Origin of the sequence: Methyloglobulus sp., from assembly GCF_040079455.1 — a bacterium.
Taxonomy (GTDB): Bacteria; Pseudomonadota; Gammaproteobacteria; order Methylococcales; family Methylomonadaceae; genus Methyloglobulus.
Genome location: NZ_JBEBKJ010000013.1, coordinates 25,914 through 43,726, shown reverse-complemented (window position 1 = coordinate 43,726; position 17,813 = coordinate 25,914). Strand labels below are relative to the sequence as shown.

The following is a 17,813-nucleotide window of genomic DNA, read 5'->3' as shown; positions in this document are numbered from 1 at the left end:
AATGAAAAACGGCTAGCTAGCGTTGAAAACTCATGCTATCAAGCACTTACAAAGTGCATGTATTTTATAACATATCGCACTTAATCTCTTGTAAAAATGTATAAATCTCAATATTTTTAAAGCAACTGTTAAGAATCGCAGTATAGTTCACAGATAAAATTAAGGCATAGCATTCCGACTAAACTTCATCAATCGCCTACAATATAGGCCATGCACAGAGATTTCAGCCAACTAAAAAACCAATCATTCGACGTACTGGTCTGCGGGGGTGGCATTTACGGCGCATGGACGGCTTACGATGCCGCACTTCGTGGCCTTAAAGTCGCCATCGTTGATAAAGGCGATTGGGCATGTGCAACATCTTCTGCTTCCAGCAAACTCATACATGGCGGACTGCGTTACCTGGAAACCTTCGATTTTAAGCTGGTCAAAAAAACCTTGGCCGAGCGTCGTATGTTTTTGCAAGCCGCTCCCCATCGAGTTTGGCCGTTACGATTTGGCGTTCCAGTTTACAAAAACAGTCGCATAGGTTCATTTCAACTGAAAATTGGCTTAGCTCTATATGACTTCCTTGCCGGTAACATACCGACAACCCAAAAACACCAATACCATTCAAAAGCTGATTTTATCGAACATTTCCCTTACTTAGATCCTGATGGATTAACGGGCGGGTTCACTTATTTCGATGCCCAAACCGACGATGCCCGCTTTGTGCTTGAGTTGATAGACGGTGCTTGCAGTGCCGGTGCAGCTTGCGTTAATTATTGCGAAGCTATTGAATTAATAGCTAAAAATGGCAAAGTTGGTGGCGCTATTGTTCAAGACAAAATCACCGATGAAACGCTAACAATCGAAGCATCCCTAGTCGTTGATACCACCGGACGCTGGTCATCGTTATTCCAAAAAGACGGTGACAGCTCCCGATTATCCAAAGGCATACATTTAATCCTGCCTAAAGTCCTCAATGATGAAGCTTTGCTATTAACAGCACAATCGGATGGTCGTGTTTTCTTCATCATCCCTTGGTACGGATTGACCTTATTGGGAACAACCGACTCCAACTATGACGGCGATATTGATGATATTCCCATCACCGATGAAGACATAAAATATTTATTAAGCGAAGCCAATCAGGTACTTAAATTCGTAAACTGGACTGAACAAGACATTATTGGGAAGTTTACCGGGCTTAGGGTTTTGCAACAGAGCAATAATGATAGCCCCTCCCATATAAGCCGTGATTGGGTTCTAAAAACTTCCCCAAACGGCTTGCTTTCATCAATCGGCGGCAAATTTACCTCCGCCAGGGAAGATGCCGCCATCATTGTCGATACCCTTTGCAAGAATTTAGGAATTCATACGGATTGCCCAACTTTTGGCAAAGCCTTCCCTTGGCTTTCCAATACGGATCATCAATCATTGCTAAATACTTCACTGGCTAAGGCACAACATCTTGGCATCGATATGGAAAGCGCTTTGTTGTTGGTCAAGCGGCACGGCAACAGGGTCTCCGGTATTTTCGATCTGTGTGAGGATGATCCAGCTTTGGTTAAGCGAATAACCCCAGAGCTGCCTTTTATCATGGCTGATTTGGTTTTTTGTACCCGACACGAGATGGTTATGCACCTGGATGACTTACTGAGACGGAGAATACCCATGCTGATACTGGCAAGGATAACGCCGGATCAATTAGATCAACTCGCCAATATTACGTCAAAAATCTTGGGCTGGGGTGCTAAAAAAACTTATGAAGAGCTAAATAGATGCCTACAAAATAGTTAATTCACTGGGTGAATTTAAAATATACGTGTAGGTGCATGGGATTCACCCTACTCGGCTGCATTCATGATGCGATTTAGAACTTCAGCTATTTAATTCGGACGCATTCCTTGGTAGAAATTCACAACTCCTCCAGACTCATTTCATATTGGAAGAGGCTAAAGCTGGTTTAATTAATAATTTTGTAGCGATAACAATATGTTTAACCAAAGCCTCCTTTAATTAAAGCGGTGAATCACATGAAACTAAATTTTATATCCATGAGTATTATTCCTCTGATAGTGGCTCTTGGTAGCCCATCCGTCAAGGCTGCACACTATGAAGGAGTACACGGAAGCGTAGTCAGCATGCAAGGCCATCCGACACGGCGTCAAGTCATTTGGGCAGTCGTGATGCACAGCGTACCGAAGGGGAGTTGTGCATCGTGACGAACCGAGGACGAACGCGGGCAGCCGAAGGTATTAATCGCCACGTGATTTTTCGCCGCTAAAATCGGATGGACCCCATTTTAGCTTTCGCGAAAAATAGTGGCGCACTTAACTTTTAAACAGGCTGGATTTACTGACGGAGGCATCGTCACGGGTAGCTTTGATGGTAAAGATACTGTTGGTAATATGGACTCGAATGGAATGCCTATTCCAGATGGGCTGATAACTGCGTGTAGTGGACGTTCTTGCAGCGAACCAGCTTATGATGGGGTTTCAAGTTTTTCTATCCATTTCTCAGGCAATCCATTGTTCAATAGCCTAGACGATCTACCTGATACTAGTTTAGGTGGTATCGATTACCGTATAAAAAGTAATTCTCTTATGGTGTGGTTTGGCTCAAGGGACACCTCTGATAGGCTGCCATGGATGCAGTATAACAGCGAGGGAATGTTGCACCTATTAACAAGTGAATCCGATTTCCATTTGACGACAACACAGGGAATCACAGTAACTGAAACTCCGTTACCGGGAGCTTTAGGCCTATTTGTTACGGGCATCGCGTGGTTAAGCGGGTTTCGTCGCAAGTCAACTAACCTATAGCTACCGCAACAGAACTACGTTTCGAGAGGGCTTGGGTGGGGATTCCGTATGTTGGGTATTTGTAGGTTGGTGGTGAGGTACGAACCCCAATAATCAATGGGGGCAGACTCCATTGATCCATCATTTTTCTTGACATAAGATTACACTATAACTAATCACTAGAATAAACCAGACGGGTTCAATTCCCATCCAGCTTAACAATGACCTTGGCATTGTGACAACCTACGAAACCGAAGGCTTCTATCCTATGATAATCCTCGAATCTACTCCACCCAATAGTGATTAGTGACTTATTTTGCACCTGTGAGAACATAAACGACAATTCACGAAAAACTGCCTAATCCCTGTGGGGATGATAGAATCCGCTCTTTTCTGATTGCCGGATAGCCCAACTTTATCAAAATCCCCGACCCAACCATGACTAACATTCCATCCGACAAAACCATCAACTGGTATTTGCCGCTCTTATCCGGTGTTTTCATCGGCACCAGTTACATTCCGTTCCCGCCCTGGGCATCTTTATTTGGCTTTGTGCCGCTGTGGATTTTTTGGAATCAGCAAACTAAGCTGAAAAATGCCTTTTTAGGCGGCGTGATTACTGCCTTTGTTTTCACCCTAATTGGGTTTAACTGGGTCACTTACACGCTGCATGAATTTGCACATCTGCCTTGGTTTTTTGCTGGCATAGGTATGTTAGTGTTTGGATTGGTCGGACATTTATATGTTCCTTTAGCGGGTGTGCTATGGTTTTGGGGGAGAAAGAAGTTTCAGTGGACGGAACGTTTATCCTTATGGCTGATGGCGTTGATAACCATTCTGTGCGAGGTATATTCCTTGACCGTGTTCGATTGGAATTTCGGTTACTCCTGGTATGGTGCGAATATCCCTATTTTCCAATGGGCTGAATTCGTTGGGTTTAGCGGCCTAAGTGCGGCGACTTTATTGTGCAACTTGCCGCTTTATCTGGCTTGGCAGCAGCGTAAGCAGCGTTCTGGCAAAGTCATTTTCGCAAGTATTTTGACGGGTTTTATTCTGCTAAATATCGGCGGATTGTGGTTGAAAGCAAGGTTGCCGGAACCGGATGCCAAACTTAATACGCTGTTAATTCAGGCAAGTACGCCTAATTCTGAAAAAATGGCGGCAGAATTGGGTGAGGGCTATACGCAGGAAATCATCAGGCGCATCATGGCCTTGACTGACAAAGCCTTAGCCGAATATAAAGGCAGCAAGATAGACTTTGCCATGTGGCCGGAGACGGCTTTTCCTACTTTACTGGGCGAAGAATTCAAATATAAGGAAGACCCCATCTTGCTTTCCCAATTCTTGCGTGACAGGCAATTGCCTTTGATTACGGGCGCTTTGGGTGTGGATGTGAAATTACGGTTGCTTACAAATTCCTTATTTTTACTGGATAACCAAGGTGAAATTGTAGAACCCCATTACAGTAAAACGATTTTGTTGGCATTTGGCGAATATATTCCCTTCGCGGATACGTTTCCTGTCATAAAAAAATTTCTTCCCCAGATTGGTCAATATGCCAGAGGCCCTGGGCCAACTATCCTGTTTGACTGGAATGGTTTCAAGATGGGGCCGCAAATTTGTTATGAAAGTTTGTTCCCCAAATTCTCAAGGGATTTAGCCGTATTGGGTGCACAGTTTATTGTGAATGCGACTAATGATTCTTGGTATGGTACTTGGCAAGAGCCTTATCAGCATATGTACATGACGTTGGCGCGTGGTGTGGAGTTTAGAAGGCCCGTATTGCGCGCCACCAATACGGGCATTTCTACGGTCTCGTTGGCATCCGGCGAGGTACTTGAGCAATCCCCCATGATGCAACCCTGGGCTGGGCTTTATGAAGTGCCTTACCTAAAAAATCCACAAGCGACATTCTACCAGGAATGGTTTTGGCTAATCCCTGGTTTACTCTGGGGTAGTTTGGTCTTACTATTGGTTATCGGGGTTATTAGAAAACCCCACTTAACCAAAATGGCTGGGACTAAGTAAATGAAAACAGATGACATCCAGGAAAAAAAATATCTAGGCATATCTAATCCATCAGGTGCAGTTGCGCTAAATAACAACGTGTTTGTCGTCGCTGATGATGAAGATAACCTGCTGCGTGTTTATGACCGTAACGTTCTTGAAAAACCGCTACAAACTATCAAATTGAGTATGGTATTTAAAGGCGATATTGCAGATGGTGAAGATTTGGAAATCGACCTGGAAAGCGCGGCGGAAATTAACGGGACTTACTTCTGGATAGGCTCGCATTCCAGCAGCCGTACGGGCGAATACAGGCCGGCGCGCCATCGCTTATTGGCTGTCAACATCAAGGCAAGTGAAAACGGCAAATTCGCTATCACTGCTGCAGGCAATATCTATACGAGCTTAATAGCGGATTTGCAGGAAGATTCCCGTTTCGATACGTTTCATCTTGGCAAGGCGAAAAAAACGCAGGCCAAGGCGTTAGGCGGCTTGAGTATCGAAGGGCTTGCGGCTACCCCAAAAAATGGCTTGCTGATCGGGTTCAGGAATCCGTTAAATGGGGGCAAAATCAAGGAAGGCAGGCTGGTAAGCGGTAAGGCATTGCTGGTTGAATTGCTGAACCCTTTCGAGGTTATTCATGGCCTGAAAGCCAAGTTTGCCGACCCCGTCGAACTGGATTTGGATGGGTTCGGCATTCGGGAGATTACTCAGCGCGAAAACCATAAATACCTGATCGTTGCAGGGCCTTACCATGAAAATATCGCAACTGAAGACCATAAAAAAGAAGAAGGTAAGTTGTATAAGTGGTCAAGCAAGTCTGGAAAACTCAACGGTTTGAAAAGGTTCGACCTTGCAGGCTTTAATATTGAAGCCGCGCTGTTTTACCCAGGAAACGACGACCTTGTGCAATTATTAAGCGACGACGGCACGCTGGAAGGCGCTAATAACAGTTTTCGTAGCTTGACGTTAACTTTATAAGCGACATCAAAAGCTCATCATAAATTGACGATTATCACAAAAAATAGGGCATTGATAGGTAAAATCCTGTCGTTGGCCTCGTGTCTATAGTAAAAAAATTGTTTTGACGGATAATCATTCACGGGCTTTAACGGGTTTAATGGCAACGGCAATAAGCTTAAAGATAACAATGCGGAATATCTTCCTGCTAGGTTTGTTGTTACCCTGTCTGGCCTGTGCTGAAACTTCATTATGGCGTGTCAGTAAGGGAAAAAATCAGCTTTATATCGGCGGGACGGTGCATTTATTAGGCAAGTCCGATTACCCTTTCCCTGATGAGTTTGAACAGGTTTTCCGAGAAATCGACTTGTTGGTATTGGAAGCCGACCTCGAAGCGTTATCGAAGCCAAAAGCCCAAGTACAGTTAGCGCAAAGCCTGATGTACGCAAAAGGCGCAAGCTTAAAAAGCAAGATTAAAAACAAAACCTTCAACGCACTTACGCGTTATTGCAAAACTGCTGGCTTATCTATGGCACTGATGCAGAAAATGAAGCCTTCGATGGTGATTTTGACCTTAACGATGGCAGAATTGACACGTTTAGGTTTGGCGGGTGCTGGAGTAGACCAGTTTTTTCTTGAGAAAGCCAAGAAGGCGGATAAAAAAATTACCGGACTTGAAAGTGCAGAAACCCAAATTAACGCACTGAAAAACATGGCTAACGGTCGCGAAAACGAGTTGATCCTGTCCACCATCAAGGAACTCAAACAAACGCCAGAATTTATGGATGAAATGAAAAAAGCTTGGCGCACTGGTAATTTGATTGACCTGGAAAAGATAGCCATCAAAACCATGCAAACTGAGTTTCCCGAACTGAATAAAAATCTGCTGATCAGTCGAAATAATGCTTGGCTACCAAAAATTAAGGCAATGCTGACTACACCAGAAAAAGAATTAATCCTAGTAGGAGCATTGCACTTGGCGGGAGAACAGGGTGTGTTGGCACAATTGACAAAGCAAGGCTATGTCGTTGAACAATATTGAACCAGATTGCTGCTCACTGCATGATTTAAAATAGCTTCTTTAAACGACTACAAATCTTAAGGGTTACAAATGTCACAAGTAAAAAAAGTCATTGCTTCCACAATGATAGGCAATGGTTTGGAATGGTATGACTACGCGCTATACGGCACCTTTACTGCACTCATCAGTAAACATTTTTTCCCTCCTGGCGATGATGCTGTTGCGCTCATCGCAACCTTTGGCATTTTTGCCGTGGGCTTCCTTATGCGGCCTTTGGGTGCCATGTTTTTCGGTTATATAGGCGACAAATATGGACGCAAAAATGCACTCGCGCTTTCGATCTTGCTTATGGCTTTTCCCACTGCGTGTATAGGGTTGCTGCCGACTTACCAAGAGATAGATCTGTGGGCACCTATATTATTAACGTTGATTCGCTTGGTACAAGGCGTTGCTATCGGAGGGGAGTTTGGCGGTTCTATTGTGTACTTAGTTGAACACGCTTCCACAAAGAATAAAAACCAGATGGGTAACTTCTCCATACTCAGCATGTTGATCGGTTTGTTTAGCGGAGCGATGATCGCTGCGGCGTTGGCGCATCTTATGTCCCCGGAAGCATTTGATAGCTACGGCTGGCGCATCCCGTTCATCCTAGGCTTTTTTATTGGCATTGTCGGTTTATATATCCGTACCAAACTGGATGAAAGCCCAGTCTTTTTGGAAGCCAAAGAAGCGGGGCATACCTCTGATGCGCCCATTAAAGAAGCGTTGCAGCAAAGCTACAAAGAAATTTTACTGGGCATAGGCGTTTATCTCGCAGTGACCATACCGTTCTATATCCAGACAGTTTTTATGCCGAGCTTTTTGGTCAAGTTCCTGAAGTTTTCAACCTCAGATTCCTTGCTGATTTTTTCCCTTAGCCTGTTGACCATGATGGTTGTCGCGCCCATTTCAGCGTGGCTCAGCGATAATAAAGACCGGGAAGTTGTGCTAAAAATCGTATTGATTTCGTACGTCGCTTTCGCCATACCTTATGTCTATTTGTTGGAGCAGAATACCTTTACCAGTGTAATGACAGCACAACTTCTGTTCTCGGTTATTTTAGGTTCCTACATTGCGCCTATCCCTACTTTGGTCGTTGAGCTATTCCCAACCAAAACCCGATACACCGGCATGTCCCTCGCTTGTAATCTAGCGGCGGCGATATTCGGCGGCACCGCGCCCATATTGGTCACTAAAATGATTACGGTGACAGGCTCCTATTCGCCGATTTCTTTTTACATCATGGCGGCGGCGGTTGCTTCATTCCTTTGCATTGCTTCGGTCAGGGTGCGCCGGCATCGGGATTTGCTGCATTTGGTGTAAATTACAAGCTGCACTCTAGCTCCCCCAAGGGCATAAGTATCTACACAAGTATCTGCCCCTTCTCCCTTGAGGGAGAAGGTCGGGATGAGGGGGATATAAACAGTTGATTTTATTCTCCTCACCCCAACCCTCTCCAGCAGGAGAGGGGCTTGGTGATTTGGCAACCCATTGTTTTCGTTATATTGAAAAGTTGTGTAGATACTTATGCCCAAGGGAGAGCTGGGGTCCAGGGCAATTTTAGAGATTCCCATTATGAGAATTTAGAGCTGGCTCACACATTTAAACTACAATCATTGCTATGATTGAAGCAGTTTGTAACGTCCGCTAGAAAAACCTGCGCTTGCAATTGATTTAACTTGGGCTTTTAACCCCATGGCAATGAGAAACCTATGCAAATAAATGTCGCCCAATTGTTATTTATAGTCATTTTAGCCGCGTCGAGTGTGAGTGCGTGGAGCGAGGGCATGATTTACAAGTGTAAAAACCAGCAAGCTAAGTTGATTTATCAAAAATCGCCCTGTAAGGCTACTGCCGATATGGTCAGTTCCTGGACACCAAAGGAAGCGGCCAAACCGCTTCTTTCTGAATCAGATACTGAGCAAGACAAAGATGCCAAAAAACAACCTCTGCAGGTATTAACGCTTAAGCAGAATGCTAGCGGTCATTATGTAACAGATGCTAGTGTTGACGGCAAGCCCCTTAACTTTGTTGTTGATACGGGTGCTTCATACGTATCGTTGCCAGAATCTATCGCTCATGACGCACAAATTTATTGTGGTGACAAAATAGGTATGGATACCGCTAATGGTGTTGCCGATGCCTGTGCCGCGAAGATAAAAAAGCTTCAGATCGGGCCTTTTCTTGTACAAGATGTGTCTGCGGTCATCGTACCCAATTTAAGCCAGCCTTTATTGGGAATGAATGTTTTGCAACTATTCAAAATCGGGCAAGAGAATGGCGAAATGCAAATTTCAGTCCTGGAAAAGGCAAAGCCTTAGGTTTTGTCGGTATTTTGCCTATCAAAGCTAAGCTTATCGGTGCCTCTAAAAATTCAAAAAACTCCTTCTCCTTTTGGGATGCCTACATAGATGTAGGTAGTAGGGCAATGCAGGAGCTATTGCCGAGAAGGTTGGCGTAGGGTATACAATCAATTGGTTACACCCCTCACCCTAGCCTCTCCCTGAGGGAGAGGTAATTATTAGAGGTTTCTTTAAGAAATCAATATGGTTTAGGTTCTATTGATTTCTAATTCCGGGAATTAATGGACTACTTTTTAGCTGTTGTGTATGGTTTTCTTGCAATGCTTTCAGCCTGTTTCATCAATCTGCTGGAACAATTGTATAAGCTAGTAACCTAGTTCGATTAATCTCTGCAACAACATCTCACCTTTGTCATCAAGCCATCCAGGAACGCTGCTACCGTGATCGATTAATCTTTCATTATCAGCCCAATAATAAAAAAATGTCGCAGCGCCTTCGTTTCCAAAAACGTGCAATTCATTTTGTTCCATCCACGCAGTATCTTCAGTTTCATGACGTTTCTTGATATGCTCCAAGCCATTTTTAATATGCTTTAATGCTTGATCTGGCTTAGTGCAACCACAAAAATTTAAGGAACTAAATATTGCTTTTGCATCAGTAAAGTCACAATCATCAGCTTCGTCTCCAAGACCAACAAATTCTATTTTTGGACTAGTAGAGACGATATTATCTAATTCGCTATTAATGGCAATAATTGAGTCACACCATTCGCTTACGTCGTAACTTTCATGCAATTGCTTTGTTAACTGCCTTTTTAATTGTTTCGTTTTTTCTTCTGTTTTTTTGTCCAGCGCAGTTTTTTTCAATATGTCCACCATTTTTCTTTTCCCCCTTTATTTTCCTGACCTAATTGCTAGGACGCAAAGGATGCGCTGAGGCACGAAATGCATCGTTCAATTTATTCTACCCGATAGATGCCATATTACACCTAATATCCGCATTAATGAAACCGCACTTGTTTGATTAGCAATAAAATATTGCTCGGTGGTTTCAAGGTTGAAGTGCACCATTTTCCTTCAATAAATGTTCTGATTAGCAAGATGGCTTCAGCTAAAAAGAACTGATCCCCTCATCCACGGGGAGAGGGCTAGGGTGAGGGGTTCAATCGCTGAAAATCCTGGAAATGTAGCGTTAGCGGAGTGAAGATTTGTAGTCCCCAGAAGCGATAGTGCTGTGTGTTTTCACGAAGCGCTGTTTGCGGCGTGAAAATGCACAGCTTTACGACATCGCGTCGAGTCATTGCGCAACGATGTCCCATACCCCTTGTCGGGTATGGGACGAGGGTAGCAGGACGGCTGGGGCAGCCGCAGGCATTGGCGGTCGCGTTAAGTTTTTGCCGCTTGTTTGGACAGGATGTCCTCAAAACAAGCTTTCGCAAAAATAGCGACTCCCCGCAAGGCTTTTTGCTTTTTAGATCCCCTCATCCCAACCTTCTCCCGAAGGGAGAAGGGGGCTACCCAGCGTTTGGCTGAAGCATCTCACTAATCAGGAAAAATGTTGCACTTTAATTTTGAGTACGCCAAGACAATAAGTGGTTATTTGCATCCATATTACGGTTCTTGTTGACTGGTTAACGACTTCATGAAGGCTACTAAATCCGCTTTTTCTTGTTGGGTGAGATGCAATGGGAAAATTTCTGTGTCGCTAAAGCGGTTTTTATCGCCGCCTTTATCGTAATGTTCAATGACTTCTTCCAGTGTTTTCATACTGCCATCGTGCATGTACGGCGCAGTTAAGATTATATTTCTTAGCGTTGGTGTTTTAAATTTGCCAATATCGGTTAGCACTTTAGTGACATTAAAGCGTCCCAGTTCAGAACGTTGGGCATCGGTTAACGGGAAATCATCTGAATTTTTGCCCTGGTCTACAGCGGCAATAAACGCATCTAAAATCGGTGTTACCCGTTTAAAGCCTACGCCGACATTATAAAAACGGTTATCGGTAAATAAGGCGTTATTCCAGGATATTTCATGGCAAACCAGACAATTGCCCTTGCGCTTGAAAATGCCCAAACCCCGTTCAGCACTTTTTGACAATACCGAATGATCGCGTCCAAACAGATAACGGTCAAAAGGCGAATTACCGGCAATCAAGCTACGCTCATAGCTGGCAATGGCTTTGGTGACATGGTTAATGGTTATTTGATGCCTTTGTATAGCAAAAACTTTTTGGAATTGCTGGACATAATGTGAATCTTTTTGGATGGTATCAACAATAGCCTGGTGATTGTTTAAACCATGCTCAATGGGGTTGGTAAACGGCCCCAAGGCTTGTGCTTCTAGGCTGTTTGCTCGACCGTCTAAAAACAGGGTTTCAAAAAATGCCGCATTCATTACGGTAGGGGCATTGCGTGTGCCAGTTTGTCCGTTTAAGCCTTGGGCCAACGGTCGTCCATCGCTAAAGGCTTTATCAGAATGATGGCAACTGGCGCAACTGACCGAACCATCTGCACTAAAGCGTTTATCGTTGAACAAATGTTTGCCCAAGGCGATTTTTGCATCGGTTTGTGGATTATCAATCGGCACAGTTAACGGCGGCAAACCGAGATTTTGATCGGCGACAGCTGCGCCTGAAACCATTAATCCGACCAACAGCGTTAAAAAATATCGCATCAATCTTCTCCTACGGGCAGAAACTTGGGTTTTTATAACAGCACCTAAAAAGTATAGTCAAACCCTAACCACATTAATAACTTAAGTTGGTTTTAGATCAAAAAGAGTCAGCGGAGGCTAAGTAAGCCTTTACCCGCTGACCAGGGCTATGTGGATTTAATACACAGCAAGGGAGGATTAATGTTTGACATCCGGCATGTCCTGAACAATCAGCACATACGGTTCGCCTAAAGGAAACTTATCTTCGGGCTTTTGGAAATAGACAACCTTGCCGTAGGTTTCGTGTACTGCTGGCAAAATTGCGGCTGCTTCATCTTTCGTCAAATCAGGGAAGGTCGCGCAAGCCCTGCCGACTTCGGTTTTGTGGTAATGCCAGTAATGTTTCTCTTTTTCAGGTAAGGTATTGAATTGGGCAGTGGTTATAATGTACTCAAAACCAATCGGTTTATCCTGGTCTTTCATGCCTCCTGGAAACATCAAACAGACCAATGTGCCGTCGTCGTAGGCTTTGCAGTGGTGATGGACAATGGCTTGTAATTTTGGGTCTTCCGCGCTAAAAACATCGGGCTTAAGATGCCTGATAGCCTGTATGTGCAGATCATTAAAGCCCAAGGTATTTGGGTGCTCTGTCTGGCGCGGGTTCATGGTGGTGTTGTACTTAGGCTGCCCTGAGGCAGACATCGCAGCATGGTTGTGTTCCGACGCTGTTGTTGGGGTCGTTGCCGTTGTCGCGCATCCGCTGGCTAATGCCAGTAAAGCACTTACGAGTAGTAATCTTAATTTCATTTTGATCCTCCCAATGATTATTTTGAGTTATGGTGACTAGCCATATTTCTTGACCGTCACAATCTATACAGCGAAGATCGTGCCAACATAATAAATAATTTTATCTATTTGTTTTTTAATGTAAATTTTTTTATTAAAACTTATTATTATTTTATTTTTGTTTCATATATAGTTTCATATGAAACGTATTTATGATTCATTTTGGATGCTTATGAAACAAATAAATCAATCAGCAGCATTTGTTATTAGCCATTCCACATGGCTAGCACAATTCGATTGTGCAACGTTGTTATCGAAAATGCTTGGCCTTTGTGAGATGACAGCCATCTATATTGTTGATAAAAATCAACAGGTAATATATTGGAATCTAGGCATGGAAAGGTTAACAGGCTTACGGACGGAAGAAGTCATTGCCAAAGCGTGTTTGGCTGAATACGCCTTGGTTAGTGCTGATGACGACAAGGCGCAATCCATAAGGCTAACTCAGGCTAACGGCGACAAAATCGCGCTAAAAAAAGTTAGCCAGATTTTGTTTGATAGATCGGGTATGTTTGCTGGTGGAATCGCTTTACTGACGGAGGTATCAGAATCAGCATCTAATACTTTTTTACCTAAAGTGTTGGCGACATCAAGACAAAATTTTCACGGTATATTAAGCCGCTCACCGACGATGCATGATGTTTTTCAGATTATCCAAAATGCCGCCGAAACAGAAGCTACTGTGCTAGTCAGAGGTGAGAGCGGTTCTGGCAAGGAGTTAGTTGCGAAAGCAATTCATACCTTAAGTGTGCGCAGCAATGCGCCTTTTTTGGCGGTTAATTGCGCGGCCCTTTCCAGTAATTTATTAGAAAGCGAATTATTTGGTCATGTGCGCGGTGCCTTCACGGGAGCGATAAAAGATCACAGCGGATTATTTCAGCGTGCCAACGGCGGAACGCTGTTTTTGGATGAAGTTGCGGAATTGCCCTTAGAGTTACAGGCTAAATTGCTTAGGGTTTTACAAGAAAGAAACTATATACCGGTCGGTGGAAGCCGTACCATTGATGTCGATGTTCGTATTGTAGCGGCGACTCATCGCTCATTAAGGGAAGAAGTAAAGAATGGACATTTCCGCGAAGATTTGATGTATCGACTACGCGTTGTTCCTATTTTTTTGCCGCCACTTCGAGAGCGCAGGGAAGATATAAGTCTGCTGATTTGGCATTTTATTACACAGCACAATGATGAGCGCGTGCGGATCATAGAAAAAATTGATCCTCAAGCCATGCGTGTATTATTGGATTATTCATGGCCCGGCAATGTTAGGGAGCTCCATAACATCGTGGAATACGCATTTGCTGTGGGTAGAGGGGCGACTTTGCGCGTGTCTGAATTACCCCCAGAATTCAGGGAGCCTCGTGTTGCAGAAGCGCTGAAACAACCACAACATGCAATATCTCTTAATCCAGAGGATGAAGTTTCAGCCATTCGTCAGGCCTTAGAACAAAGTCGTGGACGGGCAGGTCTGGCGGCTAACTTGTTGGGAATGAGTAGGGTCACTTTTTGGCGAAAGCGAAAACTTTACGGGCTTTGATCTACTCATTCACCCGTCAAAATATTTAATTCAAAATCAACAGGATGGATCTACTGGTTTTCGTTTAACTTACTATTGTGCATGGAATAAGTGAAATAAACAATTAAACCAATAACCAACCAAATCACAAAGCGTAGCCAGGTGAGGGCAGGTAAAAACAACATAAGACTACCACAAGACAGCATTCCTAATATGGGAAACAATGGGCTAAAAGGAGAGCGGAACGGTCTGTGCAGTTCCGGTTGGGTGATGCGTAATATGATTACCCCAAGGCAAACGAAGGCAAATGCCGCTAGTGTGCCGATATTGACGAGTTCGGCAAGATCACCCAAGGGCATTAAACCCGCAATTAGCGACATAATGATGCCACATAGCACAATAATACGGACAGGGGTTTGGGTAGTCAGGTTTATTTTGCTAAAAAACGCAGACAGCAAACCATCACGCGACATTGCAAAGACAATCCGTGTTAAGCCATAGTAAAGCACCAGCATAACGGTGGTCAGACCTGCAATTACACCTGTGGAAATCAAGGCAGATGCCCAGTTAAAGCCGATTAGGCTCAGGGCGTGGGCAACGGGCGATTCGACGTTAAGCTGGGAATAATGCACGACGCTGGTCAGCAAACCAGCGACTAAGATATAAACCACTGTGCAAAACACCAATGAAGTGATAATGCCAAATGGCAAATCTTTCTGCGGATTTTTGGCTTCCTCAGCCGCCGTCGAAACCGCATCAAAGCCGACATAAGCAAAAAATACCATCGAAGCACCAGCTAAAACACCTGTCGTCTTGCCGTCGGGCAAGGTCTGAAACCAGCCGAATGGCATAAACGGATGCCAATTTTCGGGGTGTACATTAAATACAGCAATCCCGATGAATATGCTGATGGTAATTAATTTAACTATTACCATCGCATTGTTGGCCTTGGCACTTTGTTTTACGCCGATGATAAGTAGCGCCATCAATATCAAGATGATGAGGCTGGCAGGTAGGTTGATAATACCTCCCAGTTTGGGGGCTTTGGTCAAGGCTTCTGGTAAAGGAATGTCGATGGCAGTTAACGCCTTGTTAAGATAGCTGGCCCAGCCATTGGCGACCGCAGCGACCGCTATGCCATATTCTAGTAATAAATCCCAGCCGATAATGAAGGCAAATAATTCTCCGAATGCGGCGTAAGTGTAGCCATAAGCGCTACCGCAACCGCCGACTGCTGCTGCTAACTCTGCATAGGACAAGGCCGCAAAGACACAAGCGAGTCCTGCAATCACAAACGATAACACGACGGCTGGGCCTGCTTGCGTGGCAGCGGCGATGCCCGTCAACACGAAAATACCCGTGCCGATGATCGCGCCTACTCCAAGAAAAGTCAGATCCCACGCAGATAAGCAGCGATTGAGGCTTTGTTCAGACTCGTCGTAGGGCGGCTGGACTTGTTTGGTGCGAAAAATTTGTAGTGCCATAATTATCCTTGCCACCTGTTCGAGATATTGTTTAGACAGTAGTTGATTATTGCTAGATATTATAGTTGGATTAAGTAAGTAAACTCAGGCAAGTACCAGTTCCCTTAAACTACTTCTATATCACAAGCTAACTATTATGGGGATATTTTAAACATTCCCTCATTTTCTTACTTTTGATTGGTAATAGTCAAATCCATATACCAGCCATTTCGACAGGGTGACAACCATCCGGCTGATAACAGGCAATGCTTTTTGTGCCAATACATTCATCCATCGGTCTATTGACAGCAGCAGTTGATAGACCGATTTTTTTAGTCGCACATCGAAATCCCTTAACGCCATAAAATTGATTGCCCTATCCCGAATCTTACCTTTCCGATGTAACCAGCGGACGAGGCCACTTACGTAAAGGAAAAACAAGCTTTGTCCAGCCAAAAACCAGCAGAGCCGACCATATGCCCCCAACGCTTCGCCTGTATGCAATGGCCACATCCAGGTTATTAAGGTTTCTCCCGTACTGAATACGGCAGGGTTTCTGGCCTCTTTAATTTGACCGCTCCAGCGATCTACCCAGACTGTCGTGTAAGGGTGGCGCTGGTTAACTTCACTTTTCTGGCGTAAGTTCACCCGATATACGCCGCTGTTACCGTCGGGTGTTGTCACCCGACGCAATTCGGCTTTAGCAAATGGGCCTCGGGCAATAAATTCGGCAGCTTCCAGACCTGTAGGATGATTATTAGGTATCGCCGTACTAGTAATGGTGCGTCCTGTTTCCCCATGCGCCATGCCGGTTGAGCCAGATAGATTCTCCAATACCGAGGGAAAGCTAAGATGAAATCCGGTAAAGGCAAGCAATAATAAGGCGGTGGCACTCAGCAGCCCCATCATGCGATGCAAGTCAAATAGCAATCCCATCAAGCCAGACCGAAACTTAACCTTAAACGCTGAACGAATGTTTTGCACACTAGGCCACCACAAATACAGCCCAGTACAAACAGACACCATCAACAATAACCCGCAATAACCGACGACGTTCCAGCCAGCTTGCTCAAATTGTAGCTGCGTGTGCAAATCCAGTAGCCAGGTGGTTAATGTTTGCCCCCAGAAACGACTTGCCACCACTTCTGCGGTGTAAGGATTGACCGATACCATCAAAGGCGCATAGCGTTCGAAGTATGTCTCCCTGGGTTTATCAAACCACGCCGTCATCATGCCATTTGCAGACATTGGCATTTCCAGCGTCCATTCACCATGACGGTCTGGATGTGCCGATCGAACCGATGCCATTATCTGGTCGAGTGATTGATAGCCGCCTTGCACCTCCTCAATCACCAATTGCGGATTTAATAACTCGTCTAATGCCTCACGGTAAACACAAACGCTGCCAGTGAAACCCAAGATAGCAAAAATAAATCCCACGCCTAACGCCAGAAATAGATGGACATTGAGCCAGAGCTTTCTGGTAACCCATTTTTTTACTTGTATTCGCCTTGTGCAATATTGAAGCAAATGGATAAAGGTGGAGGCGAATGAAATCGCCAGATTTTTTAACTGCTGATTTAGATGCGTTTGCATAATATTAAGAATTGGTATCAGCGGCTTACAGATAAATATAGATTTCAAAATCGCTAACCATACTTTACGCTATCTACGGGCTAGAGCGATCCATTTTGCGTGTTTATTTTGGCATAATTACTAGGTTCTGTTGACGTTTTATATTAGCCATAAAATACTGGCTAATATCGATAAGAGCAAGAAAAACAACAGCGTCAATCCGGCGTAGATTGCGGTCTCGAATGGGAGATTGCCATGTCCTGGCTTATTGATCACGGTCAATGCCGCCTTGAAAAAAGCGCTGTTCTGGACGACTGTTAGATACAGGGTACTGACAAGGGCTAAGCCTGGAACGCTAAGCTTTGGCTTGAAGATTTTTTGGATAATCACACTCTACGTTGGTTGTAACCCAAAACAATTCTTGAGAGCCGCCTATAATCTGATGAGTGGCCTTAATTTACCCGAATTAACAGATAAGATTTTGTATTGTAAGGTTAAAGACCAAACTGATGGTGTATTTTTTAGAATATTACCTGCCCGCTTAAGTCTGAAACTACGACTGGGACACTATATAATACTTAAAAGCGCCTTCAAATTTGAATCCGCCTAGTAGTCCCTGTTTTCCATAAAATGCGAAAACAACTGGGTA

At 44.3% G+C, this 17,813-nt stretch carries 15 protein-coding genes; 9 read left to right on the top strand and 6 right to left on the bottom strand.

Annotated elements, in window-relative coordinates:
- The first annotated feature begins 210 nt into the window (after positions 1–210).
- From ABL924_RS04995 to ABL924_RS04960, 8 genes are all read left to right on the top strand, one after another.
- Complete coding sequence (locus ABL924_RS04995; protein ID WP_349025968.1) at positions 211–1,782, top strand: glycerol-3-phosphate dehydrogenase/oxidase; 1,572 nt, start codon at positions 211–213, stop codon at positions 1,780–1,782.
- A 257-nt stretch (positions 1,783–2,039) separates the two neighbouring features.
- A complete protein-coding gene (locus ABL924_RS04990) occupies positions 2,040–2,207 on the top strand; it encodes a hypothetical protein (RefSeq protein WP_349025967.1) in 168 nt (55 codons plus the stop codon).
- Between the two features lie 99 nt (positions 2,208–2,306).
- Entirely contained in the window at positions 2,307–2,807 is a 501-nt protein-coding gene (locus tag ABL924_RS04985; protein WP_349025966.1) for a hypothetical protein, read from the top strand.
- A gap of 417 nt (positions 2,808–3,224) precedes the next feature.
- Complete coding sequence (gene lnt, locus ABL924_RS04980) at positions 3,225–4,814, top strand: apolipoprotein N-acyltransferase (RefSeq protein WP_349025965.1); 1,590 nt, start codon at positions 3,225–3,227, stop codon at positions 4,812–4,814.
- Positions 4,815–5,774, top strand: coding sequence for a DUF3616 domain-containing protein (locus ABL924_RS04975; protein WP_349025964.1), 960 nt, complete (start codon positions 4,815–4,817; stop codon positions 5,772–5,774).
- Between the two features lie 169 nt (positions 5,775–5,943).
- Entirely contained in the window at positions 5,944–6,795 is an 852-nt protein-coding gene (locus ABL924_RS04970; RefSeq protein ID WP_349025963.1) for a TraB/GumN family protein, read from the top strand.
- A gap of 69 nt (positions 6,796–6,864) precedes the next feature.
- Entirely contained in the window at positions 6,865–8,136 is a 1,272-nt protein-coding gene (locus tag ABL924_RS04965; protein ID WP_349025962.1) for an MFS transporter, read from the top strand.
- 389 nt (positions 8,137–8,525) lie between these two features.
- On the top strand, positions 8,526–9,134 hold the full coding sequence (locus ABL924_RS04960) for a retropepsin-like aspartic protease (RefSeq protein ID WP_349025961.1): 609 nt from the start codon (positions 8,526–8,528) through the stop codon (positions 9,132–9,134).
- 347 nt (positions 9,135–9,481) lie between these two features.
- Here the strand turns inward: ABL924_RS04960 and ABL924_RS04955 are convergent, their stop codons facing one another.
- The 3 genes from ABL924_RS04955 to ABL924_RS04945 all read right to left on the bottom strand — a co-directional run bounded on the left by ABL924_RS04955 (position 9,482) and on the right by ABL924_RS04945 (position 12,574).
- Positions 9,482–9,994: a hypothetical protein gene (locus ABL924_RS04955; RefSeq protein WP_349025960.1), complete on the bottom strand. Its 513-nt coding sequence runs from the start codon at positions 9,992–9,994 to the stop codon at positions 9,482–9,484.
- Positions 9,995–10,726: 732 nt separating this feature from the next.
- Positions 10,727–11,788: a cytochrome c peroxidase gene (locus ABL924_RS04950; protein ID WP_349025959.1), complete on the bottom strand. Its 1,062-nt coding sequence runs from the start codon at positions 11,786–11,788 to the stop codon at positions 10,727–10,729.
- Positions 11,789–11,965: 177 nt separating this feature from the next.
- Positions 11,966–12,574, bottom strand: coding sequence for a DUF1264 domain-containing protein (locus ABL924_RS04945; RefSeq protein WP_349025958.1), 609 nt, complete (start codon positions 12,572–12,574; stop codon positions 11,966–11,968).
- Between the two features lie 211 nt (positions 12,575–12,785).
- Between ABL924_RS04945 and ABL924_RS04940 the strand changes: the two genes are divergently transcribed.
- Positions 12,786–14,147: a sigma 54-interacting transcriptional regulator gene (locus ABL924_RS04940; RefSeq protein ID WP_349025957.1), complete on the top strand. Its 1,362-nt coding sequence runs from the start codon at positions 12,786–12,788 to the stop codon at positions 14,145–14,147.
- Positions 14,148–14,197: 50 nt separating this feature from the next.
- On the opposite strand, the gene ABL924_RS04935 is transcribed toward ABL924_RS04940, so the two are convergent.
- The 3 genes from ABL924_RS04935 to ABL924_RS04925 all read right to left on the bottom strand — a co-directional run bounded on the left by ABL924_RS04935 (position 14,198) and on the right by ABL924_RS04925 (position 17,554).
- Entirely contained in the window at positions 14,198–15,610 is a 1,413-nt protein-coding gene (locus tag ABL924_RS04935; protein WP_349025956.1) for an amino acid permease, read from the bottom strand.
- Between the two features lie 159 nt (positions 15,611–15,769).
- Positions 15,770–17,185, bottom strand: a complete 1,416-nt coding sequence (locus ABL924_RS04930) for a PepSY-associated TM helix domain-containing protein (protein WP_349025955.1) — start codon at positions 17,183–17,185, stop codon at positions 15,770–15,772.
- A 138-nt stretch (positions 17,186–17,323) separates the two neighbouring features.
- On the bottom strand, positions 17,324–17,554 hold the full coding sequence (locus ABL924_RS04925) for a hypothetical protein (protein WP_349025954.1): 231 nt from the start codon (positions 17,552–17,554) through the stop codon (positions 17,324–17,326).
- Between the last annotated feature and the right edge of the window lie 259 nt (positions 17,555–17,813).

What these genes read in the sequence shown, in the direction of transcription:
- ABL924_RS04995 (WP_349025968.1), top strand. Translation starts at nt 211, where the DNA reads ATGCACAGAGATTTCAGCCAACTAAAAAACCAATCATTCGACGTACTG.
- ABL924_RS04990 (WP_349025967.1), top strand. Translation starts at nt 2,040, where the DNA reads ATGAGTATTATTCCTCTGATAGTGGCTCTTGGTAGCCCATCCGTCAAG.
- lnt (WP_349025965.1), top strand. Translation starts at nt 3,225, where the DNA reads ATGACTAACATTCCATCCGACAAAACCATCAACTGGTATTTGCCGCTC.
- ABL924_RS04975 (WP_349025964.1), top strand. Translation starts at nt 4,815, where the DNA reads ATGAAAACAGATGACATCCAGGAAAAAAAATATCTAGGCATATCTAAT.
- ABL924_RS04970 (WP_349025963.1), top strand. Translation starts at nt 5,944, where the DNA reads ATGCGGAATATCTTCCTGCTAGGTTTGTTGTTACCCTGTCTGGCCTGT.
- ABL924_RS04965 (WP_349025962.1), top strand. Translation starts at nt 6,865, where the DNA reads ATGTCACAAGTAAAAAAAGTCATTGCTTCCACAATGATAGGCAATGGT.
- ABL924_RS04960 (WP_349025961.1), top strand. Translation starts at nt 8,526, where the DNA reads ATGCAAATAAATGTCGCCCAATTGTTATTTATAGTCATTTTAGCCGCG.
- ABL924_RS04955 (WP_349025960.1), bottom strand. Translation starts at nt 9,994, where the DNA reads ATGGTGGACATATTGAAAAAAACTGCGCTGGACAAAAAAACAGAAGAA.
- ABL924_RS04950 (WP_349025959.1), bottom strand. Translation starts at nt 11,788, where the DNA reads ATGCGATATTTTTTAACGCTGTTGGTCGGATTAATGGTTTCAGGCGCA.
- ABL924_RS04945 (WP_349025958.1), bottom strand. Translation starts at nt 12,574, where the DNA reads ATGAAATTAAGATTACTACTCGTAAGTGCTTTACTGGCATTAGCCAGC.
- ABL924_RS04940 (WP_349025957.1), top strand. Translation starts at nt 12,786, where the DNA reads ATGAAACAAATAAATCAATCAGCAGCATTTGTTATTAGCCATTCCACA.
- ABL924_RS04935 (WP_349025956.1), bottom strand. Translation starts at nt 15,610, where the DNA reads ATGGCACTACAAATTTTTCGCACCAAACAAGTCCAGCCGCCCTACGAC.
- ABL924_RS04930 (WP_349025955.1), bottom strand. Translation starts at nt 17,185, where the DNA reads ATGCAAACGCATCTAAATCAGCAGTTAAAAAATCTGGCGATTTCATTC.